The sequence below is a fragment of the Hydrogenophaga sp. genome (assembly GCF_965657535.1).
Taxonomy (GTDB): Bacteria; Pseudomonadota; Gammaproteobacteria; order Burkholderiales; family Burkholderiaceae_C; genus Hydrogenophaga.
Genome location: NZ_CBFHOP010000004.1, coordinates 408,640 through 434,431, shown reverse-complemented (window position 1 = coordinate 434,431; position 25,792 = coordinate 408,640). Strand labels below are relative to the sequence as shown.

General features: G+C 63.4%; 31 protein-coding genes. 15 read left to right on the top strand and 16 right to left on the bottom strand.

Annotated features, from left to right (window positions below):
* Positions 1-17: 17 nt before the first annotated feature.
* The 6 genes from ACTG4K_RS09655 to ACTG4K_RS09630 all read left to right on the top strand — a co-directional run bounded on the left by ACTG4K_RS09655 (position 18) and on the right by ACTG4K_RS09630 (position 6,048).
* Positions 18-386 (top strand): glutaredoxin, encoded by a 369-nt coding sequence (locus ACTG4K_RS09655; protein ID WP_439113978.1) that lies wholly within the window; start codon positions 18-20, stop codon positions 384-386.
* Positions 383-751, top strand: coding sequence for a hypothetical protein (locus ACTG4K_RS09650; RefSeq protein WP_439113977.1), 369 nt, complete (start codon positions 383-385; stop codon positions 749-751). The genes ACTG4K_RS09655 and ACTG4K_RS09650 overlap by 4 nt, the downstream gene beginning before the upstream one ends.
* 281 nt (positions 752-1,032) lie before the next feature.
* Entirely contained in the window at positions 1,033-2,202 is a 1,170-nt protein-coding gene (locus ACTG4K_RS09645; protein ID WP_439113976.1) for a hypothetical protein, read from the top strand.
* On the top strand, positions 2,199-2,579 hold the full coding sequence (locus tag ACTG4K_RS09640; RefSeq protein WP_439113975.1) for a response regulator: 381 nt from the start codon (positions 2,199-2,201) through the stop codon (positions 2,577-2,579). Before ACTG4K_RS09645 ends, ACTG4K_RS09640 begins: the two co-directional genes overlap by 4 nt.
* Before the next feature lie 71 nt (positions 2,580-2,650).
* Complete coding sequence (locus ACTG4K_RS09635; RefSeq protein WP_439113974.1) at positions 2,651-3,463, top strand: phosphate/phosphite/phosphonate ABC transporter substrate-binding protein; 813 nt, start codon at positions 2,651-2,653, stop codon at positions 3,461-3,463.
* Positions 3,464-3,531: 68 nt separating this feature from the next.
* On the top strand, positions 3,532-6,048 hold the full coding sequence (locus tag ACTG4K_RS09630; RefSeq protein ID WP_439113973.1) for a PAS domain S-box protein: 2,517 nt from the start codon (positions 3,532-3,534) through the stop codon (positions 6,046-6,048).
* 43 nt (positions 6,049-6,091) lie between these two features.
* Here the strand turns inward: ACTG4K_RS09630 and hemW are convergent, their stop codons facing one another.
* The 5 genes from hemW to ACTG4K_RS09605 all read right to left on the bottom strand — a co-directional run bounded on the left by hemW (position 6,092) and on the right by ACTG4K_RS09605 (position 10,790).
* Complete coding sequence (gene hemW, locus ACTG4K_RS09625; protein ID WP_439114037.1) at positions 6,092-7,348, bottom strand: radical SAM family heme chaperone HemW; 1,257 nt, start codon at positions 7,346-7,348, stop codon at positions 6,092-6,094.
* Positions 7,349-7,368: 20 nt separating this feature from the next.
* On the bottom strand, positions 7,369-7,989 hold the full coding sequence (rdgB, locus tag ACTG4K_RS09620) for an RdgB/HAM1 family non-canonical purine NTP pyrophosphatase (RefSeq protein WP_439113972.1): 621 nt from the start codon (positions 7,987-7,989) through the stop codon (positions 7,369-7,371).
* 22 nt (positions 7,990-8,011) lie between these two features.
* Positions 8,012-8,743: a ribonuclease PH gene (gene rph / locus ACTG4K_RS09615; RefSeq protein WP_439113971.1), complete on the bottom strand. Its 732-nt coding sequence runs from the start codon at positions 8,741-8,743 to the stop codon at positions 8,012-8,014.
* Between the two features lie 146 nt (positions 8,744-8,889).
* The gene (locus ACTG4K_RS09610) at positions 8,890-9,789 is read right to left on the bottom strand and encodes a PP2C family protein-serine/threonine phosphatase (protein WP_439113970.1); all 900 of its coding nucleotides are present in this window, start codon (positions 9,787-9,789) and stop codon (positions 8,890-8,892) included.
* Positions 9,786-10,790, bottom strand: a complete 1,005-nt coding sequence (locus ACTG4K_RS09605) for a serine/threonine protein kinase (protein WP_439113969.1) — start codon at positions 10,788-10,790, stop codon at positions 9,786-9,788. The genes ACTG4K_RS09610 and ACTG4K_RS09605 overlap by 4 nt, the downstream gene beginning before the upstream one ends.
* 61 nt (positions 10,791-10,851) lie before the next feature.
* Here ACTG4K_RS09605 and ACTG4K_RS09600 point away from each other — a divergent pair, with 61 nt between their 5' ends.
* From ACTG4K_RS09600 to ACTG4K_RS09585, 4 genes are all read left to right on the top strand, one after another.
* Positions 10,852-11,808 carry a YicC family protein gene (locus ACTG4K_RS09600; RefSeq protein ID WP_439113968.1) on the top strand — a complete coding sequence of 319 codons (957 nt, stop codon included), beginning with the start codon at positions 10,852-10,854 and terminating at the stop codon, positions 11,806-11,808.
* Between the two features lie 63 nt (positions 11,809-11,871).
* Positions 11,872-12,492 carry a guanylate kinase gene (gmk, locus tag ACTG4K_RS09595; RefSeq protein WP_304835173.1) on the top strand — a complete coding sequence of 207 codons (621 nt, stop codon included), beginning with the start codon at positions 11,872-11,874 and terminating at the stop codon, positions 12,490-12,492.
* A 29-nt stretch (positions 12,493-12,521) separates the two neighbouring features.
* Positions 12,522-12,725, top strand: a complete 204-nt coding sequence (gene rpoZ / locus ACTG4K_RS09590; protein WP_069047262.1) for a DNA-directed RNA polymerase subunit omega — start codon at positions 12,522-12,524, stop codon at positions 12,723-12,725.
* 145 nt (positions 12,726-12,870) lie between these two features.
* Positions 12,871-15,120: a RelA/SpoT family protein gene (locus ACTG4K_RS09585; RefSeq protein WP_439113967.1), complete on the top strand. Its 2,250-nt coding sequence runs from the start codon at positions 12,871-12,873 to the stop codon at positions 15,118-15,120.
* A 13-nt stretch (positions 15,121-15,133) separates the two neighbouring features.
* Here the strand turns inward: ACTG4K_RS09585 and greB are convergent, their stop codons facing one another.
* The 5 genes from greB to rpsP form a co-directional block, all read right to left on the bottom strand.
* Complete coding sequence (gene greB / locus ACTG4K_RS09580; protein ID WP_439113966.1) at positions 15,134-15,697, bottom strand: transcription elongation factor GreB; 564 nt, start codon at positions 15,695-15,697, stop codon at positions 15,134-15,136.
* Positions 15,698-15,861: 164 nt separating this feature from the next.
* The gene (rplS, locus tag ACTG4K_RS09575; RefSeq protein ID WP_439113965.1) at positions 15,862-16,218 is read right to left on the bottom strand and encodes a 50S ribosomal protein L19; all 357 of its coding nucleotides are present in this window, start codon (positions 16,216-16,218) and stop codon (positions 15,862-15,864) included.
* Between the two features lie 145 nt (positions 16,219-16,363).
* Positions 16,364-17,152, bottom strand: coding sequence for a tRNA (guanosine(37)-N1)-methyltransferase TrmD (gene trmD / locus ACTG4K_RS09570; RefSeq protein ID WP_439113964.1), 789 nt, complete (start codon positions 17,150-17,152; stop codon positions 16,364-16,366).
* A gap of 136 nt (positions 17,153-17,288) precedes the next feature.
* Positions 17,289-17,888 carry a ribosome maturation factor RimM gene (rimM, locus tag ACTG4K_RS09565; RefSeq protein ID WP_439113963.1) on the bottom strand — a complete coding sequence of 200 codons (600 nt, stop codon included), beginning with the start codon at positions 17,886-17,888 and terminating at the stop codon, positions 17,289-17,291.
* A 19-nt stretch (positions 17,889-17,907) separates the two neighbouring features.
* On the bottom strand, positions 17,908-18,174 hold the full coding sequence (rpsP, locus tag ACTG4K_RS09560; RefSeq protein WP_439113962.1) for a 30S ribosomal protein S16: 267 nt from the start codon (positions 18,172-18,174) through the stop codon (positions 17,908-17,910).
* A 225-nt stretch (positions 18,175-18,399) separates the two neighbouring features.
* On the opposite strand from rpsP, the gene ACTG4K_RS09555 reads away from it, so the two are divergent.
* Together ACTG4K_RS09555 and ACTG4K_RS09550 are read left to right on the top strand one after the other, a co-directional pair.
* A complete protein-coding gene (locus ACTG4K_RS09555) occupies positions 18,400-18,930 on the top strand; it encodes a GNAT family N-acetyltransferase (protein ID WP_439113961.1) in 531 nt (176 codons plus the stop codon).
* Positions 18,927-19,385: an NINE protein gene (locus tag ACTG4K_RS09550; protein ID WP_439113960.1), complete on the top strand. Its 459-nt coding sequence runs from the start codon at positions 18,927-18,929 to the stop codon at positions 19,383-19,385. The genes ACTG4K_RS09555 and ACTG4K_RS09550 overlap by 4 nt, the downstream gene beginning before the upstream one ends.
* 42 nt (positions 19,386-19,427) lie before the next feature.
* Here ACTG4K_RS09550 and ACTG4K_RS09545 read toward each other — a convergent pair whose 3' ends face one another.
* From ACTG4K_RS09545 to ACTG4K_RS09520, 6 genes are all read right to left on the bottom strand, one after another.
* A complete protein-coding gene (locus ACTG4K_RS09545) occupies positions 19,428-20,426 on the bottom strand; it encodes an AEC family transporter (RefSeq protein ID WP_439113959.1) in 999 nt (332 codons plus the stop codon).
* 34 nt (positions 20,427-20,460) lie between these two features.
* Positions 20,461-21,030: a DUF3299 domain-containing protein gene (locus ACTG4K_RS09540; protein WP_439113958.1), complete on the bottom strand. Its 570-nt coding sequence runs from the start codon at positions 21,028-21,030 to the stop codon at positions 20,461-20,463.
* Positions 21,031-21,106: 76 nt separating this feature from the next.
* Positions 21,107-21,349 carry a hypothetical protein gene (locus ACTG4K_RS09535; RefSeq protein ID WP_439113957.1) on the bottom strand — a complete coding sequence of 81 codons (243 nt, stop codon included), beginning with the start codon at positions 21,347-21,349 and terminating at the stop codon, positions 21,107-21,109.
* Positions 21,350-21,363: 14 nt separating this feature from the next.
* Positions 21,364-22,575 (bottom strand): FtsX-like permease family protein, encoded by a 1,212-nt coding sequence (locus tag ACTG4K_RS09530; RefSeq protein ID WP_439113956.1) that lies wholly within the window; start codon positions 22,573-22,575, stop codon positions 21,364-21,366.
* A complete protein-coding gene (locus ACTG4K_RS09525; protein ID WP_439114036.1) occupies positions 22,572-23,231 on the bottom strand; it encodes an ABC transporter ATP-binding protein in 660 nt (219 codons plus the stop codon). Before ACTG4K_RS09525 ends, ACTG4K_RS09530 begins: the two co-directional genes overlap by 4 nt.
* A complete protein-coding gene (locus ACTG4K_RS09520) occupies positions 23,228-23,740 on the bottom strand; it encodes a Fur family transcriptional regulator (RefSeq protein ID WP_439113955.1) in 513 nt (170 codons plus the stop codon). Before ACTG4K_RS09520 ends, ACTG4K_RS09525 begins: the two co-directional genes overlap by 4 nt.
* Positions 23,741-23,826: 86 nt before the next feature.
* Between ACTG4K_RS09520 and ACTG4K_RS09515 the strand changes: the two genes are divergently transcribed.
* The 3 genes from ACTG4K_RS09515 to ACTG4K_RS09505 are packed head-to-tail and all read left to right on the top strand — an operon-like array spanning position 23,827 to position 25,776.
* Positions 23,827-23,997: a hypothetical protein gene (locus tag ACTG4K_RS09515; RefSeq protein ID WP_439113954.1), complete on the top strand. Its 171-nt coding sequence runs from the start codon at positions 23,827-23,829 to the stop codon at positions 23,995-23,997.
* A gap of 10 nt (positions 23,998-24,007) precedes the next feature.
* Positions 24,008-24,871, top strand: a complete 864-nt coding sequence (gene aztA / locus ACTG4K_RS09510; protein WP_439113953.1) for a zinc ABC transporter ATP-binding protein AztA — start codon at positions 24,008-24,010, stop codon at positions 24,869-24,871.
* A complete protein-coding gene (locus ACTG4K_RS09505; protein WP_439113952.1) occupies positions 24,868-25,776 on the top strand; it encodes a metal ABC transporter permease in 909 nt (302 codons plus the stop codon). The genes aztA and ACTG4K_RS09505 overlap by 4 nt, the downstream gene beginning before the upstream one ends.
* Positions 25,777-25,792 lie beyond the last annotated feature (16 nt).

Genomic DNA, 25,792 nt, shown 5'->3' with positions numbered 1-25,792 from the left:
TCACCCTTGGAGACCCCATGACCCGCCCTGTGCTCGACGAGACCCACCTGCACCCCGCCATCCGCCAGTACGTGGCGGGCCTGCACAGCGATGTGATCCAACAGGTCCAGACCGCCATCAACACCTATCCGGTGGTGGTGGTTGGCATGCGCGCCAACCCCTTTGTCGGCAAGGCCCGCAAAGCCCTGACAGCGGCCGGGGTGGCGCACGAATACCTGGCGTTCGGCGGCTACGCCTCGCAATGGCGGCGGCGCAACGCCCTGAAAATGTGGACTGGCTGGCCCACATTTCCCATGGTGTTTGTGAGCGGCATGCTCTTGGGCGGGGCCCAAGAGCTGCAACAGCGCATCGCCTCTGGCGAACTCAAAGGCCTGCTGGCGCCATGAACCGCGCCGCCAACAAGCCACCCCAAGCCGAGCTTTGGCGCTGCGACGTGGGCAGCGCCAACGTGGCGGTGGTTGACATTCCGGGCGCCCTGGAACGGCGCCGCACCTTTGACATTGACGTGACCCTGGTGGTGCGGGTGCCCGCCGAGGCTGCCGAGCCATGGCACGCGCTGCGCGTGGAACTCGACGGAAAACAACAATGGCAACGCCGTATTGCCAGCCACAGCCCAGGCCACACCGACGGCCTGGACTACCACTGCCGCGTCCAGCTGGAAACCGGGCGCTCGCTGCGCATCCGCGCCGCAGCGGCGGCGGGCGGGTCCAGCGTGCAGCAACTCTGCATTGAGGCGCGGGAAGATCTGTAAGTTGCCCGGTCACTGCGTTCGGTCCCCCGCACCCAGTGCCTGCAAAGCGACCGGCCGCTCGGCAGACAGTTTTTTTGCGCATTTAATATTTTTATTGTTTAAAAGCAAAAAACAGCCTGGATTGGCCGCTTAAAAATGGCCACAAGAGCGCTTTTGAACGCATTTTCAGAGCCTGACGATCAGATTCCATCATCCAGGCATCTAAAGCTCGCGGACCAACTGCCGATACACGTTGCACATAGGACGACCGGGTGTTTCCCCGGTCGGTATTGGTTTGCAACATGCAGAAAGCTTCACCTCCCGCGAGCAACCCTTTGCTGGTCCTGCTGGACCTGATCAACAGCCCCCTGCTGCTGTTCAGCGACGACGGCCACGTGGTCTTTGCCAACCAGACAGCCAAACAGCTGGAGAGCCGACCCGCATTGGTGCTGGGCAGCGACCCCAACGTGCGCGAACTGGTCAAGGCCATCGCCCAGGGGAAAATCGTCACCCACCACGAGCTGCGCGTGGAGGCGCTGTCTGACAACGGGGTTGCCCAGCTGCTGTGCCGCTGCGCCCCCAAACCCATCGCCGGCCTGGTGGCCATGGCCGTGACCGCCGAAGCACCGAAACCTGAAGCCGCCCCTGACGGGCGCGCTGCGGTGGCGCCCGTGGCCGATCAGCGCCTGTCTCTGCAACAAATCATGGAGCTGCTGCGCAGCGAGCTGCTGCCACCCGTGCAAGATGTGCTGGCGCACACCCGAACCGCCCCCATTCCTGAGCCCCTGCTGGGCCTGAAAGACAGCCTGCTTGGCCTGAGCGAGCGCCTCGACCGCCTGGTGGATCTGGTGGATGTGTTCGGTGAAGACGTGCTCATTGGCGACGAACGCATGATGATGGTGGACGTGGTGCGCAGCACCTGCCTGGAACTTTCGCCCCTGATCCGCAGCCAGGCGGTGTCCATTGTGCTCAGCGGCGACAAGGACGACTTACCCCCCATTTACGGCAGCGCGCGCCTGATTCGCCGCGCCCTGCTCGAATGCATCCACAACGCGGTGCTGCATGCCCGGTCTGCCATCTCGCCGGCCCAGCAGGTGGGTGTTGAAATCGGTTTTCGCTCATCGGGGCAGCACCTGTTGGTCAGCATCGTCAACATCGGGGCTTTGTCGGCTAGCGCACTCAACCGGCACGCAGCGTCCCTCTTCAAACCTGCCGTGCTTGACAACGGCAAGCCCGACACCGCGCCGCCGGTGATGCGCATTGGCCTACCGCTGGCCCAGCGCATCCTGCAACTGCATGGCGGACGCTTGCGCGTCGAACAGGAATCTGACCAGGAACTCAACGTGATGCTCGAACTCCCCACCGGCGCACCCCGCCGAAGCACCCACCACCTCGATATGTTGCAAGCCCAGATCTACGCGGAAGACCTCTCCAAACTCTTGGCCCGAGGCCGCAACCGGAGCGCTGCATGACCGCCCGCATTCTCATCGTCGATGACCAGCCGGACATCCGAAAACTCATACGCCTCACCCTGCAACACCTGGACGATGCCGAGGTTTTTGAAGCCGAAAACGGCAGCGAAGGCTGGCGCATGGCGCAAGACATCAAACCCGGCGTGATGCTGCTCGACGTGATGATGCCGGGGGAGCTGGACGGCTACCAGGTCTGCGACAAAGTCAAAAAACACCCCGAACTCAAAATCACCACCAAGGTGGTGCTGCTCACCGCCCGGGCCCAGAAAGAAGACTTGGAGCAAGGCAGCCAAGTGGGCTGCGACGCCTACCTGACCAAGGCCTTCAGCCCCCTGAAACTGCTGGACCTGGTGGACAGCATGCTAGGACGCAGCTGATGGCCCGTGGGGCCGTCAGCGTCCGGCCGTGGGGGCGCGCATGCGCTTTGTGCCTGGCCGGGCTCCCCCTGGTGCTGACCGCACAAACCACCACGGCGCCGCCAACGCTCACCATGGGCGTGGTGCCGGTGTTTTCAACGGCCGAAATCCACAATCGCGCCCAACCTTTTGCAGCCTCCCTGGCCAAGGCCTGCGGCCAGCCGGTGCAATTGGCCTTGTCCCGCTCTGCGGCGGAATTTGAAGCCCAGCTCAAGCGGGGTGCATTCGACATCGTCTTTTTGAATGCCCACCACATGGTGGTGGCGCACAGGGCCCAGGGCTATCTGCCGCTGGTGCGCGAAGGCAAGCAGCCCTTCAAGGGCGTCCTGGTCGTGCGCGATGACAGCCCGATACGCAGCGTGGCCGATCTGCACGGCAAGCGGGTCGCGTTCCCATCACCCAACGCCCTCGCCGCTTCGCTCTACATGCGCGCGCTGCTGGAGCGCGAGCACAAAATTTGGGTCAAGGTGCAATACGCCAAAACGCACAGCAACAGCTACCGCCAGGTCATCGTCGGTGAAGTCGACGCCGCAAGTGGCGCCAACGACACGCTGGACATCGAACCCCGCCACATTGCTGAACGCTTGCGCGTCATTGTCGAAACGCCCCAGATTGCGCCGGACCCACTGGCAGCGCACCCCCGGGTGCCCACGGCCGTGCGCCACTGCATCCAGCAAACACTGCTGAAAGCACCACCCAACAGCCCGTTGCAAGCCCAGTTGGACCAGGCGCTGATACCCAACCCGGTGACGGCTTCCTATGCCCGCGATTACCAGCCGCTGGAAGATCTGGCGCTTGAGAGCTACGTGGTCCACGAACCCCTTACCGAAAGAAACCCGCTGTGACAACACTGTGGCGCAACACTCTGCAGTGGCCCGGGCGGTTTTTTTCCCAGCGCTCGCTGAAAACCCAAATGCTCTGGCTGGTGATGGGTGTCACTCTCGTGGCCGGCTCATTGATGGGGGCCGTTTCTTACCAGCGCAGCCTGCACAAAACCGCATTGGAAAGCCGTGAATGGGCCATGGCCATTGCTCAGCTGGTGGCGCACTCCAGCGCAACACCGCTGCTGGACCGCGACTTCGCCGCGCTGGAAAGCGTGCTGCATGAAATCGCCACCCTGCCAGGGGTACAGGCCATTCACTTGGTTCGCCCCGGTGGGCAGGTGGCCCTGCGCGTGATGAGCCAGCCTGCGGGCGAGCCCGTGGCTCTGTTCCCCAGCGGCCAGGACGAGCCACCTCCCGGCAGTCCATTCTCTGTTGAGGGAGGCCATGTTCATGCCTATGCCAGCCTGCTCACGCGTGGCCACCGCAGCGACGCGGGCCCGGTGGACTCCGGGGACTACCTGAACGAGGGCTGGGCGGAAGTGGTCTTCAGCTACGACGAGCGCTTGCTGCAGGCGCAGCAAAGCTGGTTCATCGGCGCCCTGGGTGCGCTGGCCCTGGTGGCCATGGGCCTGTGGTTTTTCCTGCTCTTTCTGCGCCACGCCATCAGACCCATCAGCAAACTGGCGCAGTTTTCTGCAGCCATGGCCTCGAATCCTGGCGAGCAGCTTCGCATGCGCTGGGGCAGCCACGAAGTGCGCGAGCTGGGTCGTGCGCTGAACTGGTCGTCACAGGAGCTGGCCACCCAGATGGCCAGCACCCAAAAGCGCCTTTCTCGCTTGCACGCCATCCTGGACACAGCCGCCGACGCCATCATCGGCGTCACGCCGGCCGGCATCATCGACAGCGTGAACCCTGCCGCCGAGCGCATGTTTGGGCGCGCGGCTGAAGACATCCGGGGCCAGCCGCTGGAGCGTTTCCTGATGGGCCTGAACACCGACGGTCTGCAACAAGCCATGGCCAACGGCATGCTGATCCACAGCACGCAAAGCCGCATCGGTCGCACCGAAATCAATGCCGTGCGACACGGCGGGACAGAGTTCCCGGTGGAGGTGTTGCTGGGGGAGATTCAAAACGACCCGGAAATCCGGTACACCTGCATCGTGCGCGACCTGAGCGACACCAAGCTGGCCGAGGAGTACCTCACTCTCTACAGCCGTGCCGTGGACTGCACCATCAACGGCATCATGATCAGCGATGCACGCCGCTACCCCCAACCGCTGGTGTACGTCAACCCGGCCTTCAAACGCATCACCGGCTACGCGCCGCACGAGGTCCTGGGGCGTTTCAGCAGCATTCTGGAAGGCCCCCTGACCGACAAGGACGACCTGGCCCTGCTGGCCAGCACGCTGCAGGAAGGCCGCGAGCTGAGCCTGACGTTGAAGAACTACCGCAAGGACGGCAGCCTGTTCCACAACAAACTGTCGGTGTCGCCGGTGCGCGACGCCAACGGCGACATCACCCATTACATCAATGTCATTGAAGACGTGAGCGGTCAGATCGAGGTCAAACAAAAGCTGATTGAACGCACCGCCCGGCTCAATGCCACGTTTGACCTCAGCCCCGACGGGTTTGCCGTGTTTGACGCCAAGGGTGAGCTGATCAACAGCAACCCGGCTTTTCGCGCCATGGTGGGTGACATACCCGCCTGGTGCTCGCTACAGCGGTTTGACGTGTGGTTCAAAAACCTGTGCGAAGACTTCGACAACTACCGTTCCATCACCGAAACCTGGAACGACCGCACCACCGACATCATCCAGCTGGCCCGCCCCACGTTCAAGGTGCTGGAGCGCGAGATCCGACGCAACCTGGGTGGCAGCGGCGAAACCATCTTGTACTTTCGCGACGTGACGCACCAGACCGAGGTGGACCGCATGAAAAGCGAGTTTCTGGCGACCGCAGCGCACGAACTGCGCACACCGCTGGCCAGTATTCTGGGCTTCACCGAACTGATGCTGCACCGAAAATTCACCGAAGAAAAGCAACGCGACCTGCTGGAAACGGTGCACCGCCAGGGCTCGCTGCTCTCCAACCTGATTCAGGAGTTGCTGGACCTTTCGCGCATTGAAGCGCGCCAGGGCAAAGACTTTCACATCGTGGCCACGCCAATGAGCAACATCATCAGCGAGTCCATTCGAAGCATCGCCAACGTGGACCTGGGCCGCACGGTCGACATCGGGCATATGCCTGAGCTGCAGGTGATGGCCGATGCCGAAAAGATCCAGCAAGCCCTGACCAACCTGCTGAGCAACGCCTTCAAGTACTCACCGGGCGGCGCCCAGGTGCGGGTCGATGTCAGCGAGGAAAACCGCAGCGACGCGCCCTTTGTGGCCATTCATGTGCGAGACAAGGGCATGGGCATGAGCCAGGAACAACTGGCCCGCGCGTTTGAGCGTTTTTACCGGGCCGATACCTCGGGCAACATTCCAGGCACCGGCCTGGGCCTGAACCTGGTGCGGGAAATTGCCGAAATTCATGGCGGCAGCGTGGAGCTGAACAGCCAGCTGGGACAAGGCACCGTGGCCACACTGCGGCTGCGCCTGGCCTGAGCAAGCCGCTCGCGCCCTTCAGAGGCACACCCTTTGCGAGCGCTCAGTCGGGCAAAAACAAGCTCTGCAAATCGCTCAAAAAGTCAAACCCGCGCTCGGTGGGCCACACGCGCTGCGCATCACGCTCCAGAAGGCCCTTCTGCACGGCGCTGCTCAAGCCCCGCTCAATCGCCGATAGCGGCAAGCCGGTCCGGTCCAGAAAATCTTGCAACTCGAAACCTGCCTTCAGCCGCAGGCTGTTGAGCATGAATTCAAAAGGCAGGTCGGCCCGCGCCACCTCTTCGGCGCTCACCACCGCATCGCCTGCCAGGGCGCGTTCCATGTAAAGGCGCGGCTCGCGCACCCGCACCGGGCGCACCACGCGGTGGGCAAAGCTCAGCTTGCTGTGAGCCCCTGCACCAATACCCAGGTAGTCACCAAACTGCCAGTAGTTCAGGTTGTGCCAGCACCGGTGGCCATCGCGGGCATAGGCTGAAATTTCGTAGCGTGCCAGCCCAGCTTCGGCCGTGAGCTCGGTGATGCGGTCGAGCATGGCGTAGGCATCGTCGTCGGGCGGCAGCGCAGGCGGGTACTTGGCAAAGTAGGTGTTGGGCTCCAGCGTAAGGTGGTAGATGGAGATGTGCGGTGGCTTGAACGCCAGGGCGGTGCGCATGTCGGCCTCGCAGTCGGCCAGCGTCTGCCCCGGCAGCGCGTACATGATGTCCAAGTTAAAGGTGTCAAACGCTTGCGCAGCCTCTTCCACCGCCGCCATGGCCTGCGCCCGGTCGTGCACCCGGCCCAGCGCCTTCAGGTGGGCGTCGTTGAAGCTTTGAACGCCAATGGAAAGGCGCGTGACCCCCGCCTGGCGAAACGCCCGAAAACGGTCTTTCTCAAAGGTGCCCGGGTTGGCTTCGAGCGTGATCTCGGCGTCGGCGTCCAGCCGCACGCGCGCTCGCACGTCGGCCAACAGCTGGTCCATGGCGGCAGGAGAAAACAAGCTGGGCGTACCGCCACCGATGAACACACTGTGTACCGAGCGGCCCCAGATCAGCGGCAACGAAGCCTCCAGATCGGCCCGCAAGGCGTCCAAGTACATCTGCTCGGGCAGCGCTTGCCCAGGCTCCGACGTGGCGCTCCATTCGTGCGAGTTGAAGTCGCAATAAGGGCACTTCTTCAGGCACCACGGCAGGTGTATGTAGAGCGAGAGCGGCGGCAGGCTGCGCAACTGCAGCGTGCCGGGGCGCATCCAGTGGCGGATGTCGTTCACCGGCGCCGCACGGGCGGGCGCTGCGGACGGCGCCAGGCCACCCGGCCACGACATGGGTACCCCGTTGCCCTGGCTCATGCGCGGGCCAGTGGTTCAGACAACCAGCGCTCACGCATCAGCGCCAGCATCTGTTGCGCGGCTTTGCCGCGGTGGCTGTTGGCATTTTTCACCTCGGTGGGCAGCTGGGCAAAGGTCTTGCCGAACTGGGGCAGGTACATCACCGGGTCGAAGCCAAACCCGTTGTCACCCACAGGTTGCTCGGTAATGAGGCCCGGCGCCCGGCCCACGGCCACCAGCGGCTCGGGATCGTCTGCGCTGCGCAGCGCCACCAGGGTGCTCACCAGCGCGGCACGGCGGTCGGTCTTTCCGACCATTTGCTCCAGCAAGGCGCGCACGTTGTTGTCGTCGCCCTTCGCGTAGCCAAACTGGGTGGCGTAGTAAGCGGTGTCCACCCCAGGCAGGCCACCAAAGGCTTCCACACACAGGCCCGCATCGTCGGCCAGCGCCGGCATGCCGCTCAGGCGCGCTGCATGGCGCGCTTTGGCCAGCGCGTTTTCAATAAAGGTGCAGTGCGGCTCGGGTGCCTCGGGTATGCCAAGGTCCGACTGGCACACCAACTCCACCCCCAGCGGGGCAAAAAGCGCCTGCAATTCAGCGAGCTTGCCCGCGTTGTTTGAAGCCAAAACCAGTTTCATGGACACAGGCAGCGACCCCACATCAAATCAAGCCGAGGGCTTGACGCTGAAGCGTCACCAACTCCCCCACACCCTTTTCGGCCAGCGCGAGCAAGGCGTCCATTTCGCGGCGGCTAAAAGCCACCCCTTCGGCCGTGCCCTGCACTTCCACGAAATGTCCAGCACCCGTCATCACCACGTTCATGTCGGTGTCACAGGCCGCGTCTTCCACGTATTCCAGATCGAGCAAAGGGACACCCTGCAAAATGCCCACCGAAATGGCGGCCACATGGTCTTTGATGGGCGAGGTGGCGATTTTGCCGTCAGCCAGCAAGCGCGACACGGCGTCGTGCGCGGCCACAAAGGCGCCGGTGATGCTGGCGGTGCGCGTGCCGCCGTCGGCCTGAAACACATCGCAATCGAGCGAAATGGTGCGCTCGCCCAATGCCTTCAGATCAAACACGGCGCGCATGGAGCGACCAATCAGACGCTGAATCTCTTGCGTGCGCCCGCTCTGCTTGCCCTTGGCGGCTTCGCGGTCGCTGCGGGTGTGGGTGGCGCGCGGCAGCATGCCGTACTCGGCAGTGACCCAGCCCTCGCCGCTGCCGCGTTTGTGCGGCGGCACCTTTTCTTCCACCGACGCGGTGCACAGCACCTTGGTTTCACCAAACTCAATCAGCACCGAGCCCTCGGCGTGGATGGTGAAACCGCGGGTGATCTTCACCGGGCGCAGGGCATTGGCGGCTCGCTGGCCGGGGCGTGTGGAAACAGTCATGAAAACCTCAGTAGCAGTTGCTTAAAAGTGGGTGGAACCGGCGCACAAAGGCGCGAAGCCCAGAGCGCGGCGGAAGTGGCTTCGCCGGGCCGCTCGCGTTACGCCCTGGGGAGTGACGCCGAAGGCGGCACAAGTGCCATAACCGCTCACGAATTTTTTTCGGCGGTGCGCCGTATCGCTTCGTTGATTTCAGCGATCGAACGCTCGATCGCCTCGTCGTCCATGTCTTCAATGGTCGGGTCTGGCACGCCCGACTGGATGGTGGAGGCAAAAACCCCATCTTCAATGTCCTCGGTGGACACCCGGGTGGTCTGAAATTCCTCGGCCGTCTCCCACTCCATGGCCAGTACGGTGACGTTGTCGCAACGGGGGCCGCCACGCTTCAAAGCCATCTCCACCAACTCAGGCACGGCCTGTTCCAACGGGCGCTTGGCCAGTTCGGACGCAATTTCATGGTCTTTCACCGTGCCCCACAAACCATCAGAACACAGCAGCACGCGGTCGCCCTGTTGCAGCTGCATCGGCCCCGACAGGTCAAACACCGGTTTGGCAGGCGATCCCAGGCAGGTAAACAAAATGTTGCGGTTGATGTGCTGGGTGGCACGGCCCAGATGGGCCTGCTGCTCCATGTAGGAATGGTCGCGCGTGCGGGTGAGCAGCTCGCCGTCACGCACGATGTACAGCCGCGAATCACCGCAATGCACCCAGTGCATATGGTTGCGCTCCATCACGGCGGCCACCAGCGTGGTGCGCGGTGTGTCGAGCATGCCTTTTTCGGAGGCGTAACGAATGATCTGGTGGTGCGCAGCCATCAGCGCACTGGACAAAAATTCGGGCACTTCCCGCACCGTGGGGTTGGCCGCCTTTTGGAAATAAGCAGAAAAGGTCTGCAGCGCGAGCTGGGCCGCCATGGCACCCTCCGGGTGACCACCCATGCCGTCGGCCAGCACAAACAGCCCCGACTCCCGCGTGTAGGCATAGCCCATGCGGTCTTCGTTGCGCTCACGACCGCCTTGGCGACTGATCTGGTAGACCGAAAATTTCATCGAAACTTGGTTCCGACACCCGTCTTGCGCGCCGACTTCTTGTTGTCTGACACGATGTTGTCAAACTGCAGGCGCATTTTTTCAGCCACGGTGAGCTTGGTGTAGCTGCGCTCGGTTTCGCGGCTAAGCTCTTTCTGCAGCGCAAACACCGACTGGGGGCGAGACAGCGGATCAAGGGACATGCACCATTCGACCACCTCGATCAGGTTGTCGGAATAGACGCCTCGCAAACGGGAGAGCGCAAGCGACAGGCGGTCTTTTTCCAAACGCTGGGGGGCGTCGTTGGGCGGATAGCCCTGCATGCTGGCGTAAATGCAGGCACCAATGGCGTAAATGTCGGTCCAGGGGCCCATACTGGAATCGCGCCGGTACATTTCGGGCGCTGCAAAGCCTGGCGTGTACATCGGACGGATGAAGTTGCCTTCTTTGCTTAACACCTCGCGGGCTGCGCCGAAGTCGATCAGCACCGAGCGGTTGTCGTCCGTGACAAAAATGTTGGCTGGCTTGATGTCCAGGTGCAGCATCTTGTGCTGGTGCACGATGCGCAGCCCCCGCAGCACTTCGTCGTAGAGCGACCGGATGGTCGACTCGCGAAACACCTTTTGCTTCTTGAGCTCGCGCGCCGTGATGATGAATTCCTGCAGGGACGCGCCCTCCAGGTAGTTCATGACCATGTAAACGGTTTCGTTTTCACGGAAGAAGTTCAGCACGCTCACGACGGAGGCGTGCGAGATCTGGGCCAAAGCCCGACCTTCTTCAAAAAAGCTTTTGAGGCCCAGCCGGTACAGAGAGAGTTTTTCGGGCTGCACCTGCGGCAGCAACTCGCCAGGGCCGCGGGTAGCGAGCGATGAGGGCAGGTATTCTTTCACTGCCACCTGCTGGCCTTCAGTGTCCACCGCCAGGTACACCACACCGAATCCACCGGCCGCCAATTTTCGAACGATACGGTAACCACCGATCACGGTATCGGGTGGCAGCGGGGCGGGTTTGACCTTTGACATAATTCGGATGGGTTCCGGAACGCCTCGTTTTGGCCCAAACAACTTGATGGGATATAGATCAATGGCAGTTTACAGCATGACCGGCTACGCCACGGCCCAAACAGGCGGGCCTTCTGCCGCGAATGCCACAGAGCCCACACGCGAGGCCAAGCCTGGCCTGGGCATCGAAATCCGCTCAGTCAACAGCCGCTTTCTCGACCTCACTTTCAAGCTCCCCGACGACCTGCGCGCATCGGAACCCGCTATCCGGGAACTGCTGACCTCCACCCTCAAGCGGGGCAAGGTCGAGGTGCGCGCCTGGGTCGAAGGCCGGGCCGACGCTGGGCCGCGCGCGCCCAGCGCTCAGGAACTGCAAAAGCTGGTGAGCCTGCAAGACAACATCCGCGCCTGGCTGACCACCGCCGCCCCCCTCTCGGTGGCCGAAGTGCTGCAACTGACATCGCGCCAACAAGGCAACACTGGGGAATTGCACGAAACCCTGTTGGGGCTGGCGCAAACCGGCTTGGATGGCCTGCTGGCCGCCCGCGAACGCGAGGGCAAACGCTTGGCTGAGATGCTGCTCGACCGCCTGAAACAACTGCGCCAGTTGGCCAAGGATGCACAGCCGCTCATCCCCCAGCTGGTTGCCCAGCAACGCCAGCGTTTCATTGACCGCTGGAACGAAGCGCTTGGCGCTTCTGCCAGCGCTGCGCCTGGCGCTGCAGCCACAGGCACGCTGGGCAACGCCATCACCAGCGACATGGCCAAAGACCGTGCATTGACCGAAGCCACCGCCTTCGCCATTCGCATTGATGTGGCCGAAGAGCTGACCCGACTGGACTCGCACCTGACCGAGATCGAGCGCCTGATCAAGAAAGGGGCCGATGTCGGCAAGCGGCTGGACTTCCTGATCCAGGAACTGCACCGCGAAGCGAACACCCTGGGGTCCAAGTCGTCCAACCTGGAACTCACACGCATTTCGGTGGACATGAAGGTGTTGATCGAACAGATGCGCGAGCAAGTCCAGAACATCGAATGAAGGCCTGACCCTTTCACGTGACCGCTGCGCGGCCCGTGACCCCAACACCAAGCACCCACCGTTATGGAATACCCAGGAAATCTTTTTGTTGTTGCGGCGCCCAGCGGGGCCGGCAAGTCCAGCCTGGTCAAGGCGTTGATGGAGCTGGACTCGCGCGTTGTGCCGTCCGTTTCACACACCACCCGTCCGCCACGCGGGCAGGAACTGCATGGCCGCGAATACTACTTCGTGTCCAAGGAAACCTTTGACCAGATGGTCATACAGGGCGCGTTTCTCGAATGGGCCATGGTGCACGGCAACCGCTATGGCACCTCGAAGCAGGCCATTGAGCAGCGCATGGCCCAGGGCGCTGACGTGGTGCTAGAAATTGACTTCCAGGGCGCCATTCAAGTCAAGCGCATCTTCCCGAACGCGGTGCTGGTGTTCATCTTGCCGCCCAGCTGGGAAGAACTGCGCTCGCGGCTGGAGCGGCGCGCCGAAGACAGCGCCGAGGTCATTGAACTGCGCCTGCAGAACGCGGCCACCGAAATGGGGCACGCACGGGAATTCGACTTCGTTATAATTAACGAGTTGTTCGAGCGGGCTTTGTTTGATCTCAAGGCCATCGTCCATGCCCAGCGGCTCAAGTTCGCCGCCCAACGTATCGCCCGCAGCGACACGTTTCGCGCGCTCAACATCCACTGACCCACCGCACATTTCCCGAAAGCCCGCCCATGGCACGCATCACCGTCGAAGATTGTCTGGAAAAAATTCCCAACCGCTTTCAGCTTGTGCTGGCCGCCACGTACCGCGCCCGTATGTTGAGCCAAGGGCATGCACCCAAGATCGAAAGCAAAAACAAACCTGGCGTGACCGCACTGCGCGAAATTGCCGAAGGCAAAGTCGGCCTGGAAATGCTCAAGAAAGTTCCGCTCTGAGCGCTGCCTTCAAATAGAAAAAAACACCGCAGGGCGGTGTTTTTTTTCGTCCATTTCACGGCGTTTTTTCAGGCGCACCTGCAGTGAGCTTCAGGCACCCGGCGCAGGGTCAGCAAACCCGGCCATCTCAGGCTAAAGTACAGGGATGATCACCGCGCCCGATTCAGAGCCCACCACAGCCCAAGCCCACCCAGCGGACAGCGCCGCTGCGGCCAGCTTTGCGGCCCTGCTCGGCAAACTGGATTACCTGGGCCCGGCAGACGTTGAGAGCATCCGCCAGGCCTACCGTTTTGCCGACGAAGCCCACCTGGGCCAGCTGCGTAAAAACGGCGATCCCTACATCACCCACCCCATTGCGGTGGCGGCTCAGTGCACCGAATGGAAGCTGGATGCTCAGGCCCTGATGGCGGCTTTGATGCACGACGCCATTGAAGATTGTGGTGTCACCAAACAGGACCTGGCCGAACGCTTCGGCGCACCGGTCGCCGACTTGGTCGATGGTCTGACCAAACTCGAAAAGCTGGAATTCGACACGCGAGAACAAAACCAGGCTGAGTCGTTTCGCAAAATGCTGCTGGCCATGGCCAAGGACGTGCGGGTCATTTTGATCAAGCTGGCCGACCGCACCCACAACATGCGCACCATGGGCGACATGCCGCGCAGCAAGTGGGAGCGCATCAGCAGTGAAACGCTGGAAATTTACGCCCCCATTGCCCACCGCCTAGGCTTGAACTTCACCTACCGCGAGCTGCAAGACCTGGCTTTCAGGTTCTTGCACCCCTGGCGCTACGAGGTGCTCTCCAAAGCGCTGAACAAGTCGCGCCACCGCCGCCGAGACCTGATTGCCCGCGTGCAGCTGGAGGTGGAAGCTGAGTTTGCCCGCCATGGCATGCCCGTGCGCATCATGGGCCGCGAAAAGACGCTGTATTCGGTCTACCGCAAGATGGACAACAAGCACCTGTCTTTCTCGCAGGTGACCGACATTTACGGCTTTCGCATCGTGGTGCCAGAGCTGACGGACTGCTACACCGGCATGGGCATCCTGCACCAGCTGTACAAGCCAGTACCAGGCAAGTTCCGCGACTATGTGGCGATTCCCAAGGTCAACGGCTACCAGTCGCTGCACACCACGCTGATCGGTCCTTTTGGCACCAACATCGAGTTCCAGTTGCGCACGCACGCCATGGACGTGGTGGCCGAATCGGGTGTGGCGGCGCACTGGCTCTACAAAGCCAGCGAGCCCAACAGCGATACCTCGCAGCGCCTGGGCACGCAGTGGCTGCAGTCGCTGCTGGACATCCAGCAGGAAACGCACGACGCCTCGGAATTCTGGGACCACATCAAAATCGACCTCTTCCCCGATGCGGTGTATGTGTTCACGCCCAAGAGCAAGATCATGGCGCTGCCGCGCGGCGCCACGGTGATGGACTTTGCCTACGCCATTCACAGCGGCGTGGGCAACCGCGCTGTGTCGGCCCGCATCAACGGCGAACAACGCCCACTGCGCACCGAACTGAACAACGGCGACGTGGTGGAGATCGTCACCGACGAGAAGTCCGAGCCCAATCCGGCCTGGCTATCGTTTGTCAGAACCGGGCGTGCACGCTCCAAGATCCGCCACCACCTCAAGACGGTGGCACAAGAAAAATCCAATGAACTCGGCGAGCGAATGCTTGGCCAGGCGCTGCGCTCTGAGGGCATTGCCACCCTGCCCAGCGAAGACGGCGAATACAAAGCCACCTGGGACAAGCTGCTGCGCTTCACAGGCAACAAAACACGCGACGAGTTGCTGGCCGACATCGGCATGGGCAAGCGCATTGCCAATATGGTGGGTAAAAAGCTGGCTGTGCTGCTGTCAGAAACGGGGCTCAAACCCGATGCCCTGCTGATCAGCACCGAACGCTACGCCACCGGGCAGGACGAATCGGCCTCCCAGGGCGTGGTCACGCTCGATGGCAGCGAAGGCCTGTCGGTGCAGTACGCGCCGTGCTGCAAACCCATCCCTGGTGACCGCATTGTGGGTTATCTGGGCCGCGGTGAAGGCCTGGTGGTGCACGCCGAAGAGTGCCCCACGGGCAAACGCCTGCTGGCGCGCGACAGTGAGCGGTTCCTGGAAGTTGAATGGGCCGACGAGACCCTGCGCTCATTTGAAACCTTGGTGGTGGTGACCGTGACCAACGGCAAAGGTGTGCTGGCTCGCGTGGCGTCAGCCATTGCATCGGCAGAGGCAGACATCACCCATGTGGACATGGGCGACGAACCCGCTCAGACCGCCACCGATATCCGCTTCACGATCGCCGTGCGCGACCGCGTGCACCTGGCCGATGTACTACGCAGCCTCAAGCGCACGCCCTCGGTGTTGAAAGCGCAGCGCTACCGGCCGGCCAAGGCTTGAAACGGTTTGCCATTCAGCTTGCTGGCTCTGGGGCCGGGTACCGTACCGCCAGCACTTCAAGCTCTTGCACGCCGCCCGGAACCGCCAGACGCACCACGTCACCCACGCGCGCCTTGGTCAATGCGCGCGCCACGGGTGACACCCAGCTGATCTCGCCCCGGGCAGTTTCGACCTCATCAACACCCAGGATGGTCACCGTGGTCTCCAGCCCGCTCTCGTCGGCATAAGCCACGGTAGCACCGAAAAAAACCTGATCACCGCCATGGTGCACAGAGGCATCGATCACCTCGGCAATTTCCAGTCGCTGGGTCAAAAAACGGATGCGCCGGTCAATTTCGCGCAAGCGCTTCTTGCCGTACAGGTAGTCGCCGTTTTCTGAGCGGTCCCCGTTACTGGCCGCCCAATGCACGATCTCCACCATCTTCGGACGTTCTTCGTCAATCAAGGTGAAGAGCTCGGCGCGCAGCCGGTCGTAACCGGTGCGGGTGATGTAGTTTTTCCCCGTAGACACGGGCGCAACCACTGGCAGGTCGTCTTCGTCGTCCTGATCGGATTCGCGGGTAAAAGCCTTGCTCATGGGTCGCTATTGGGTGGGATGTTGGGGCGCATCGAACGGCTTCACCAAGCACGCAGCGCAAGATGCTCGGGCAAGCAGCAGCGATGGTAATCAGGGTACGAAAAAAAAGCCGCTCCGAAGAGCGGCTTTTGGGGCAAACCCAAGGGCATCCAATGCCCGGGGCTTTATGCGCCCAGCTTTTCCTTGATACGTGCCGACTTGCCGCTGCGCTCGCGCAGGTAGTACAACTTGGCACGGCGCACGGCACCGCGGCGCTTCACTTCGATCTTGGCGATCAGCGGGCTGTAAAGCGGGAACGTACGCTCCACACCTTCACCGTTGGAGATCTTGCGCACGATGAAGCTGGAATTCAGGCCACGGTTGCGGCGGGCAACCACAACGCCTTCGTAAGCCTGCAAACGCTTGCGGGTGCCTTCGACCACGTTCACGCTGACGATCACGGTGTCGCCAGGTGCAAAGGTGGGGATGACTTTATTCAAACGAGCAATTTCTTCTTGCTCAAGGGTCTGGATGAGGTTCATGGTTTCCTGATTTCACGATCATGCCCGCGCTGCACTAAAGGCCACGAATCCGGCAGGGGCCCTGTCCAGCTGACACAAACAGGTTTGTGCGAGCTGCGGGCTGGCCCGGTCACGGCGGCCGGTCAGAGGATCGAAAAGCCTCGGATTATAGCCCGGAGGAATGGCAATGAACCGCTCGCAGGAACATTTCGTCGGCTGCAGACAGTGCACCAAGCTCCCGCGCTCTGTCCAACAGGTCCGGACGCAAGCGCTTGGAGAGCGCCAGACTTTGCTCGCGCCGGTACCGCGCAATGCGCTCGTGGTGGCCGCCGAGCAGTACCTCGGGCACGGTGACCGCTCCATTCGGGCCCTCCCACGTCTCCGGTCGGGTGTGGTGCGGGCTGTCGAGTAAACCATCAAGTGCGGGGTTGAAGCTGTCTTGCTGGTGGCTGCCCTGATCGCTTAACACGCCAGGCTGCAGGCGCGCCACGGCGTCCAGTAAGGCCATGGCGGCAATCTCACCGCCCGACAACACAAAGTCACCCAAGCTGATTTGCACATCAACGCAGGCATCAATAAAACGCTGGTCGATGCCCTCGTAGCGACCGCACACCAGCACCGCTCCGGCGCTGTGCGACCAGCCCTCCACGGCGGCGTGGTCGAGCCGATCACCCGTGGGGGAAAACAGCACCACGGGTGCCTGCGTTTCAGCGGGGTCAGCGCGCTCGGCACGCACCGCCTGCAGGCACTGCCAGAGCGGCTCGGCCATCATGACCATGCCAGGGCCACCGCCAAAAGGCCGATCGTCCACCCGGCGGTAATTGCCCTCGGCAAAGTCCCTGGGGTTCCACAGGCGCACCTCGACCAGGCCAGACTCAAACGCACGGCGGTTGATGCCGCAGGTCAAAAACGGGGCAAACAGCTCGGGAAACAGGGTGATGACGTCGAATCGCATAGCGGGTATTGTCATGCGCACGCAGCGCCGGGACACGCCGCGACAAAAAACAGCGCGATGGTTGCGAACGGGCGCAGACCGGCCATCGCCGCAACCGGTGCCAGGGCAGTACCGGCCCTGGCAACAGCGAGCAAGTTCAGTAATCCGGTTGCCAGTCCACCGTGATGCGGCGGGTGGACTGATCCACACGGTCCACATAGGCAGCGACGAACGGGATCATGCGTTCGGCGATGCGCTCGGCACCATCAACCGTTTCGGTGTATTCAAGCACCAGCACCGAGTTGGGGCCGGTGGTGAGCAGGTCGCGCACGATGCCCATGTGCACGCCCTCGCGGTTCACCACATGAAGACCGATGAGGTCCACCCAGTAGTACTCACCTTCCGGCGTGGCCGGAAAAGCACTCCGTGGCACATAAATACGCACACCTTTCAGGGCTTCGGCCGCATTGCGGTCATCAAGGCCCTCAATGTGGGCTACCACTCCGTCGGCATGGGTCTTGATCTCGGCAATCTGAACTGTGACACAGCCCGAAAACGCCGAAAAGCCGCGCGCGAAGCGGACTTCGGGAGGCTGTAAAAACCATTCGGTGGAGGCAAACAGCGCTTCAGTATCGGCGCTGTGCGGCAGGATGTGAAGCCAGCCTTTGAGGCCCCACGCCTCCTGGAACCGGCCGAGCTCAATGGCATCGACCGGCAGGGAAGACGCCTTGAAGGCGCCGGGCGTGGGATCGCTCACGGGAGTCGCAGACCTGGGATCAGGCAGCGGTAACGGCAGCGGCTTTGGCAGCGTGTTGCTTGACCAGGCGGGCCACGGTGTCCGATGGCTCGGCGCCAACGCCGGTCCAGTAGGTCAGGCGGTCCACGGCGATGCGCAGGGGCTCTTCACCACCACGGGCCAGGGGGTTGTAGAAACCGATACGCTCGATGAATCGGCCATCGCGGCGGTTGCGCTTGTCGGCAACCACGATGTTGTAGAAAGGACGGGCTTTGGAGCCGCCGCGGGAGAGTCGAATGACGACCATGATTTATCCTTCGGGTGGAGAGGCACCACAATCGGTACCTCACCGGGTTTTCATCGGCTGAACTTCATCCGATTTATCAACCCGTTTCATTGCAACGCTTGAGACACACGACTGACCACCCGGCCAGCGAAACGCCGCAAAACCCGCGATTATAGCCCCGTGCTGGCAGACAGGCCAGCACCCACTTCAACACAGGCCCATGGCCACCCAACCTTCCCGCTATTCATGCCCCTGATTCGCCCCAGCCAAGACGAAGACCTAGACGCCATCACCCGCATTTACGGTCACCACGTGCTGCACGGCACTGGCACCTTTGAGACCACTCCGCCCAGCGTGGCTGACATGACCACCCGCCGTGCCGACGTGCTGGCCAAAGGCCTGCCCTGGCTGGTGGTGGAAGACGGCGGCGAGGTGCTTGGTTTTGCCTACGGCAACTGGTTCAAGCCGCGCCCGGCCTACCGTTTTTCTGTAGAAGATTCGATTTACATGGCGCCAGGGGCCGCTGGCAAAGGCTTGGGCCGCGCCTTGCTGGCCGAACTGCTGGCGGCGCTGGAGCGCGCCGGTGTGCGCAAGGTGATGGCGGTGATTGGCGATTCGGCCAACGCCGGTTCGATTGGCGTGCACCGTGCGCTGGGCTTTGAGCCTGCGGGCGTCATCAACTCATGCGGCTGGAAGTTTGACCGCTGGCTCGACATTGTGCTGATGCAAAAGCCCCTGGGCCTGAGCGACAGCACGCCACCCAAGGACTTGGTATGACGCGCCGCGCCAAGAACAAGACCGTGGCGACGTGGCTGGCGGTGGTGTTGGGCAGCATGGGCGTACACCGCTTTTACCTTCGTGGCCTGGGCGACTGGATTGGCTGGCTGCACCCCATTGCCGCTGGCCTGGGCTGGTGGGGGATGAACCGGGTGCAAGCTTTGGGACAGGACGACAAACTGGCCTGGGTGCTCATTCCCTTCTTGGGCAGCAGCATCGCGGCGGGCTGCCTGGCGGGCATTGTGTACGCGCTGAGCGACCGCACCAAGTGGAACCGCTGGTTCAACCCTGGCACCGATGACGAGGCCAATGCCGGCGCCACCAACTGGCTGACCATTGGCGCGCTGGTGCTGGGCCTGCTGCTGGGTACGGTGTCCTTCATGGGTAGCCTGGCCTACGGCATCCAGCACTACTTCGAATACCAGATCGAAGAGGCGCGAAAAATCAGCCAATAACACGACACAGGCAGGCCAACCCGCAGCGCAATGGGGCGGCGATCAGTTCAAAAACGCCATCACCAGCATGACCAGGCTCAGCGTGAACAGCGCCAGCACGGTGGACAGCCCCATGCTGGTGGTGGTGAGTTCCTGGGCTACTTCGTAGCGTTGGGCAAACAGAAACACATTGGCCCCCATGGGCAAGGCGGCGGCCACCACCATCACGGTGAGCGGCAGGCCGGTGATGCCTGATGCCCAGGCGGACAGACCCACCAGCAGCGGCAGGGCGATATTTTTGGACGCCGTGATCCAGAAGGCCTGGCGCAGGTGGCCACCCAGTGGCGTGCGGGCCAACGTCACGCCCACCAGCACCAGCGCAATGGGACCAAATGCGCTGCCCAGCAGCTGCAGCGGTTTGTCCACCACGGCAGGTAAGGCCCAGCCGGTCTGTGCGAACAGCAGGCCGCTCAGAATGGGCAGCGGAATGGGGTGGATCAATGCCCCCTTGAACGCCGACCAGGCCGTTTGAAGCACATGGGGAGCGCGCTGCCCACCCGCCCGCGCCTCGCGGGCCACCGCCAGCTCCAGCACCACCGAGCCCACCGTCAGCAAGATCAGCGCGTGCACCGACACCAGGGTGAGCAGCGTCACCAGGCCCGCCTGGCCATAGGCGAGCTCCACCAGGGTGATGCCAATCATGACCATGTTGGAAAACACGCCGCCCAGCGCCATCACCACGCTGGTGCGGTTGAAGCCGCGCCAGGCGATGGACACGCCCAGCAAGGCCAGCGCCGCCGGGAAATAGGCGGCCACGGGCCGCAGGTCCAGCGTTTCAAAATGCACCGCGCTCATGGTGCGAAACAGCAGGGCCGGTATCAGCAGCAAAAAGACGAGGTTGGACAGGTCCTTGACGGCAGCTTCACGAATCCAATGCAGGCGCCCGGCAAGGTAGCCGAGAGCAATGAGCAAAAAAACCGGGGTAAGGGAGACAACGACAGGGTGGGTAGAGATGGTCACCCTCCGATGGTATCGCCGGCCCTGCGCAGGCGCTTTCGCCATGACGCTGCCGCACAGCGGCGGGGGGCGATTGCATTCACTTCACGCCCACGCCATCGGTAATGCGGTAGTACAGCCCGTAAGGGTCGTTTTGCAACACATGAAACTTCCCCTCGACCACCACCGCCCCCAGGCTGTATTTGACCGGGGTTTTGGTGCGCACCTCCACCATGCTTTCCGGGCCGCCGGGCGTGCAAAACGAGCATGTCAGCGGCACCGAAGCCAGCAAGAAGTGGCGCTGCTGCTCACCCGCTTCCAGCGGCATCATGAAGCCCTGCAGGCGCAAGGTTTTCTGGTTCAAGGCTGTCACCGCTTGGGGGTACACCGGCACGATGCGCCGGTTTTCAACGCGGGTGCTCACGTCGGTCAGCACCGACCAGGCCACCACGTCGGTGCGCCTGGGCAGCGGCGCAAATGGACTCAGCGGACTGTGCACACCAGCGCCCTGTCCGTGCGACACCCCGGCTGTGGCCGAAGCGGCAGGACCCGACTTGGACGGCGTTGGCGTGCCCAGCGGTGACGACAGCAGCTGGGCCTGCACGGGCGAAGCCACCAGCAGCACCAGCGCTGCAAGCCGCGCCGCGGGGCAACGAAAAAAATGTTTCATACCAGCGGATTCATGGGGTGGGCGGTGCAGGCGACGGATGCATTGAAAACACAGCCAGGGAACCGCAGAAGCGCGTTCAATGCGCGTGTTTCATGCCGCAATATTTCCCAATGGCCAGACCCTTGCAGGCTGTCTGAAGTTCCTTCATGCACACGTCTTCGCTCTTGGCCGACTCCAGGCATTTCGCTGCATTGTCATGGGCTGCGGCCATGGCGCGGTGGCGGGCGGCGTCATCCTTGCGCTCTTTGTCGGAATGCTGGGCAAGCGCCGTCGTGCTCAGCAGGGCTACCGCAGCAAAAAACATTGTGTATTTATTCATGGGTTTCATCGGTGTTACCTCGAATTCAACAGTTGCATCACATCAAGTCGGTAAGCGCTGAGCGCGGGCAAACCCGCCGCCAGCAGCGCAACGCCCAACGCCATCACAGGTACCCACACTTCGGTGTGCACCCATTGCCAGCCCGGGATGGCGAGCGACTGCTCGGCCATCAACACGCCACCCAGCAGCGCAGCCAGTCCGTGCGCGGCCAGCAGGCCCAACACGCAGGCCAACACAGCCAGCCACAAAGCTTCACACAGCAGCAGCGCGCCCACCTTCAGCGGTGACGCGCCGAGCATGCGCAGCATGGCCAGGTCGCCCTGGCGCTCACGTACCGCGCTCCACAGCGCAATGAAAACCGACAACGCCGCCACACTCAGCAGCACCGCGCCCAACCCCTGAAGCACGCGGGTACCGATGCCCAACATGCTGAGCAGGCGCGTGATCTCCACCGCCGGCGCCGCCGCCTGCATGGCGGTGCTGTCGTTGATGAAGCGCGGCAAGCTCACCGCGGCCAGCGGGGTGTTGTAGCTGATGAGGGCCAGCGTGACCTCGCGGTCAGCCGTCAGCGCGGCGCGGTCTTCGTCGTCCATATCGTCGGTGGCGTGCATGTCGTCGTGCACTTGCCACACCGACTCGGTCGCGGTCATTACCAGGCGGTCGAGCACGCAGCCGCATGGGGCCAGCACCCCGGTGACGGTGTAGGCCGCTTGCGCGTGTATGGCACCGCCCGCGCCCAGTCCGTGCGCGCCCTCAAAAACCTGGCCCATCTGCAGGCCGGTGCGCACCGCCACCTGCGCACCCAGCACCGCTTCCATGGGCGCATGCCACAGCGCGCCCTGTGCCAGCGTGGCACCGTAGTGGGCCGGGTAGTCGGCTGTGGTGCCCACGATGCGAAAGCCCGCCAGGTTGTCGCCCAGACTCAGCGCAATCAGCCGGGCCACCTGCGGGTGCTGTTGCAGTTGCTGCACATCGGCCAGCGGCACATTACCGGGCGGCACATCCAGGTGAAACACGCCCGCCAGAATGAGCTGCATAGGGCTGCCTTTGGCGCCCACTACCAAGTCTATGCCGGCCAGGTCGCGTTCAAAAGCGCGGTCCAACTGGTCGCGGGCAATAAGCACCAAGGCCACAGTTGCCAGGCCCAGCGCGAGCAACAGCAGATTGAGCACCGTAGCCAACGGCCGGGCCCACAGGTAGCGCCACGACAGCGTGAACACATTCATGCAATGGCCTTACATGCGTTGGCGCCAAACGCAAGCACCTGGGCCTGCGGCAGCGCCTGCAGCACCCGCGCATCGTGCGTGGCCACCACCAGCGTGGCGCCACAGGCCTGGGCGCTGCGCTGCAAACGCTGCAAGGCGGTGGCGCAGGCGGTGTCGTCCAGGCTGGCGGTGGGTTCGTCGGCCAGCACCACCCGCGGGCGCAGCAGCAGCGCGCGTGCCAAAGCCACGCGCTGGGCCTGCCCGGCTGACAGCTGGGCCGGTTTGCGGGTGGCCAGGTCGTCCACACCCAAGGTCGCCAAACCCTGCGCAATGGCGGCGCGGTCCACCGGCACACCGGCAGCGAAAAACGCCAGCGCCAGGTTGTCGGCCACCGTGAGGGCTTCGCTCAGGTGCAGCTTTTGCGGTAAAAAACCCACCGTGTGCGCCCGCCAGGCGTCGCGGGCGCTGCGGCTCATCTTGACCATGTCCTGACCAGCCACCCGCAGCCCACCTGAGGCGGGGGTGAGCAAGCCCGCCGCCAGCGCGAGCCAAGTGGACTTGCCACTGCCCGACGGCCCACGCAGCAGCAGTGTGCCGCCCTGCTCCACCGCGACATCGTGAAACCGCAGCACCTGTACACCGGCGTAGGCAAAAGCCACACTTTGCGCCTGAATCACGCCTGTGGCTCCGGGGTGGTGCATGGCGCATCCGGTATACAGCCGGCGCAGGTGCCATGAATGGAGAGGTCCACGCGCTGACCCTGGTGACCCAGGCTGGCCAGGGTGCGAAACAGATCGGAGGCCACGGCGCGGGTTGGTTCGCTGGCTTCGGTCAAACGAAACTGGCGGTGGCAAGCGTCGCACTCAAACCGGGGTACCACACCGTCTTGCAGCGGATCGGCCAGGCTGAAGCGCCAAGTGCGGGCGCCATCGTCGGCATGGCGCTGCAGCACGCCGCAGGCGGCCAGACGGTCCAACAGACGGTAGAGCGTGACGCGGTTGATGTCCAGCCCGCGCGCTGTCAACGATTGCTGGGCCTGGGCATGGGTGATGGCGCCTTGCGGGCTGGCCAGGAAAAGACCCAGCACCGCACGGGTGGCCAGCGTGCGGCGCAGGCCCGCCTGCTCCAACCGCGCCTGCATCTCGGCAGGCACCGTCACGGGTTCTTTCGGCGCACGTTCGGTCATGGCACAAGCCTCCATTAGTGCAACAAAGTTGCGTTATGATGCAATGTTATTGCAATTCAGTTGCAACATCTTACCCGCACACCGCCATGAACCGCCCTACCCAACCACCCCACCCGCGCCACCCTGCAAACACCCGACAGCGCGCAGGCGAGCATTCACTGCTGCTGCACTCGGCGCTGGCGCGCGGCGTGTGGGCGCTGGCGCTGTGCGGCGCCTTGGCCACTGTGCTGGTGTGGGCCACACGGCCCATGGCGTGAAAGTTCTGCCATGAACGCGAGCACGAACAAGCCCGCCGATCCACCGGCTATTGAGCTCGACAACCTCACGCTGGGCTACGAGCGGCACCCGGCTGTGCACCACCTGAGCCTGTCCATTGCGCCCGGCTCACTGGTGGCGCTGGTGGGGCCCAACGGTGCGGGCAAGTCCACCCTCATCAAGGCCCTGGCCGGCCAGTTACGGCCCATCAGCGGCCAGCTGCGCGGGCTGGCTGGGCGGCGCATCGCCTGGCTTCCACAACACACCGAGCTGGACCGCAGCTTCCCCATCCCCGTGCGCGACATGGTGGCCATGGGCCTGTGGCACCAGGTGGGTGCGCTGCGGCGATTCACCACCAGCCACCGCCAGCAATGCGACGACGCGCTGGCCGCTGTGGGCCTGACCGGTTTTGAAGCACGCAGCCTGGACACGCTCTCTGGCGGTCAGCTGCAGCGGGCGCTGTTTGCCCGACTGATCTTGCAAGACGCACCGGTGGTGCTGCTCGACGAGCCCTTTGCCGCCGTGGACAACCGCACCACCGACGACCTGCTGGCGCTGCTGCACCGCTGGCACGCCCAGGGCAAGACCGTGGTGGCCGTGCTGCACGACCTGGCCCAAGTGCGCACGCATTTCCCGCTCACGCTGTTGCTGGCCCGCGAGCGGGTGGCCTGGGGGCCCACCGCAGGCGTGTTGACCAGCGCCCATTGGGCGCGGGCACAGTGCATGCAAGAGCCGTTTGACGACGACGCGCCGCTGTGCGCAGTAGAGCCTACCGCCCTACACACGCTAGGACACACGCACACGCACACGCCAATGCACACCCATCCGCACGGCGAGAAAGCCCCAACGGCCCTTTGCGAGAGCGTCACACCATGAGCGCCGCCAGCCTGTGGCAAGCGCTCGACGCCTGGCTCGTAGCCAGCGCGTTGTGGGAACCGTTTGCCGAATTCGGCTTCATGCGCCGCGCGCTGGCCGGCTGCGTGGCCTTGTCGCTGAGCGCCGCGCCAGTGGGGGTTTTTCTTATGTTGCGCCGCATGAGCCTGACCGGCGACGCGATGGCCCACGCCATCTTGCCCGGTGCGGCCATTGGCTACTTGGCGGCCGGTTTGTCGCTTACCGCCATGACCATCGGCGGCATCGTGGCGGGCCTGACGGTGGCCGTGGGCTCGGGCCTGGTGGCGCGCAACACCGTGCTGCGCGAAGACGCCAGCCTGGCGGCTTTTTACTTGCTCTCACTGGCGCTGGGCGTGCTCATTGTTTCGGTGCGCGGCAACAGCGTGGACCTGCTGCATGTGCTGTTTGGCACCGTGCTGGCGCTGGACGACGCAGCGCTGGTGCTGCTGGGCGGCATCTCGGCGGTCACGCTGGTGTCGCTCGCCGTGCTCTACCGCCCGCTGGTGCTGGAGTGCCTGGACCCCGGGTTTCTGCGCAGCGTCAGCCGTTGGAGTCCGGTGGCGCACTACGGCTTTCTGGGCCTGCTCGTTATCAACCTCGTGGCCGGCTTTCATGCCCTGGGCACGCTGATGGCGGTGGGCATCATGGTGCTGCCGGCAGCGACCGCCCGCTTCTGGGTGCGCCGCATGGGCTCACTGCTGATCACCGCCACTGCGCTGGCGCTGCTGGCGTGCTTCACCGGGCTGCTGCTGTCGTACCACGCCGACTGGCCCACCAGCCCTGTGATCGTGCTCTGCCTGGGCGTGCTGTACATCGCCTCCCTGGTGCTGGCGCCCCACGGCCTGCTGCGCCACCAGCGACCTGCGGCCACCCACCTGCGCGGCTGACACGCAGGCACAGCCA

Excerpts from the sequence above, each read along its gene's own strand:
- rdgB (WP_439113972.1), bottom strand. The coding sequence starts at position 7,989 with ATGAAACTGGTTTTGGCTTCAAACAACGCGGGCAAGCTCGCTGAATTG.
- ACTG4K_RS09550 (WP_439113960.1), top strand. The coding sequence starts at position 18,927 with ATGACGCGCCGCGCCAAGAACAAGACCGTGGCGACGTGGCTGGCGGTG.
- ACTG4K_RS09645 (WP_439113976.1), top strand. The coding sequence starts at position 1,033 with ATGCAGAAAGCTTCACCTCCCGCGAGCAACCCTTTGCTGGTCCTGCTG.
- ACTG4K_RS09610 (WP_439113970.1), bottom strand. The coding sequence starts at position 9,789 with ATGAAATTTTCGGTCTACCAGATCAGTCGCCAAGGCGGTCGTGAGCGC.
- ACTG4K_RS09530 (WP_439113956.1), bottom strand. The coding sequence starts at position 22,575 with ATGAATGTGTTCACGCTGTCGTGGCGCTACCTGTGGGCCCGGCCGTTG.
- rph (WP_439113971.1), bottom strand. The coding sequence starts at position 8,743 with ATGACTGTTTCCACACGCCCCGGCCAGCGAGCCGCCAATGCCCTGCGC.
- ACTG4K_RS09545 (WP_439113959.1), bottom strand. The coding sequence starts at position 20,426 with ATGGCGAAAGCGCCTGCGCAGGGCCGGCGATACCATCGGAGGGTGACC.
- ACTG4K_RS09640 (WP_439113975.1), top strand. The coding sequence starts at position 2,199 with ATGACCGCCCGCATTCTCATCGTCGATGACCAGCCGGACATCCGAAAA.
- trmD (WP_439113964.1), bottom strand. The coding sequence starts at position 17,152 with ATGCGATTCGACGTCATCACCCTGTTTCCCGAGCTGTTTGCCCCGTTT.
- ACTG4K_RS09555 (WP_439113961.1), top strand. The coding sequence starts at position 18,400 with ATGCCCCTGATTCGCCCCAGCCAAGACGAAGACCTAGACGCCATCACC.
- rpsP (WP_439113962.1), bottom strand. The coding sequence starts at position 18,174 with ATGGTCGTCATTCGACTCTCCCGCGGCGGCTCCAAAGCCCGTCCTTTC.
- gmk (WP_304835173.1), top strand. The coding sequence starts at position 11,872 with ATGGAATACCCAGGAAATCTTTTTGTTGTTGCGGCGCCCAGCGGGGCC.
- ACTG4K_RS09655 (WP_439113978.1), top strand. The coding sequence starts at position 18 with ATGACCCGCCCTGTGCTCGACGAGACCCACCTGCACCCCGCCATCCGC.
- ACTG4K_RS09600 (WP_439113968.1), top strand. The coding sequence starts at position 10,852 with ATGGCAGTTTACAGCATGACCGGCTACGCCACGGCCCAAACAGGCGGG.
- rpoZ (WP_069047262.1), top strand. The coding sequence starts at position 12,522 with ATGGCACGCATCACCGTCGAAGATTGTCTGGAAAAAATTCCCAACCGC.
- rplS (WP_439113965.1), bottom strand. The coding sequence starts at position 16,218 with ATGAACCTCATCCAGACCCTTGAGCAAGAAGAAATTGCTCGTTTGAAT.
- ACTG4K_RS09585 (WP_439113967.1), top strand. The coding sequence starts at position 12,871 with ATGATCACCGCGCCCGATTCAGAGCCCACCACAGCCCAAGCCCACCCA.
- ACTG4K_RS09535 (WP_439113957.1), bottom strand. The coding sequence starts at position 21,349 with ATGAATAAATACACAATGTTTTTTGCTGCGGTAGCCCTGCTGAGCACG.
- ACTG4K_RS09505 (WP_439113952.1), top strand. The coding sequence starts at position 24,868 with ATGAGCGCCGCCAGCCTGTGGCAAGCGCTCGACGCCTGGCTCGTAGCC.
- hemW (WP_439114037.1), bottom strand. The coding sequence starts at position 7,348 with ATGTCGTGGCCGGGTGGCCTGGCGCCGTCCGCAGCGCCCGCCCGTGCG.
- ACTG4K_RS09605 (WP_439113969.1), bottom strand. The coding sequence starts at position 10,790 with ATGTCAAAGGTCAAACCCGCCCCGCTGCCACCCGATACCGTGATCGGT.
- ACTG4K_RS09515 (WP_439113954.1), top strand. The coding sequence starts at position 23,827 with ATGAACCGCCCTACCCAACCACCCCACCCGCGCCACCCTGCAAACACC.
- greB (WP_439113966.1), bottom strand. The coding sequence starts at position 15,697 with ATGAGCAAGGCTTTTACCCGCGAATCCGATCAGGACGACGAAGACGAC.
- ACTG4K_RS09650 (WP_439113977.1), top strand. The coding sequence starts at position 383 with ATGAACCGCGCCGCCAACAAGCCACCCCAAGCCGAGCTTTGGCGCTGC.
- ACTG4K_RS09540 (WP_439113958.1), bottom strand. The coding sequence starts at position 21,030 with ATGAAACATTTTTTTCGTTGCCCCGCGGCGCGGCTTGCAGCGCTGGTG.
- ACTG4K_RS09520 (WP_439113955.1), bottom strand. The coding sequence starts at position 23,740 with ATGACCGAACGTGCGCCGAAAGAACCCGTGACGGTGCCTGCCGAGATG.
- aztA (WP_439113953.1), top strand. The coding sequence starts at position 24,008 with ATGAACGCGAGCACGAACAAGCCCGCCGATCCACCGGCTATTGAGCTC.
- ACTG4K_RS09630 (WP_439113973.1), top strand. The coding sequence starts at position 3,532 with ATGCTCTGGCTGGTGATGGGTGTCACTCTCGTGGCCGGCTCATTGATG.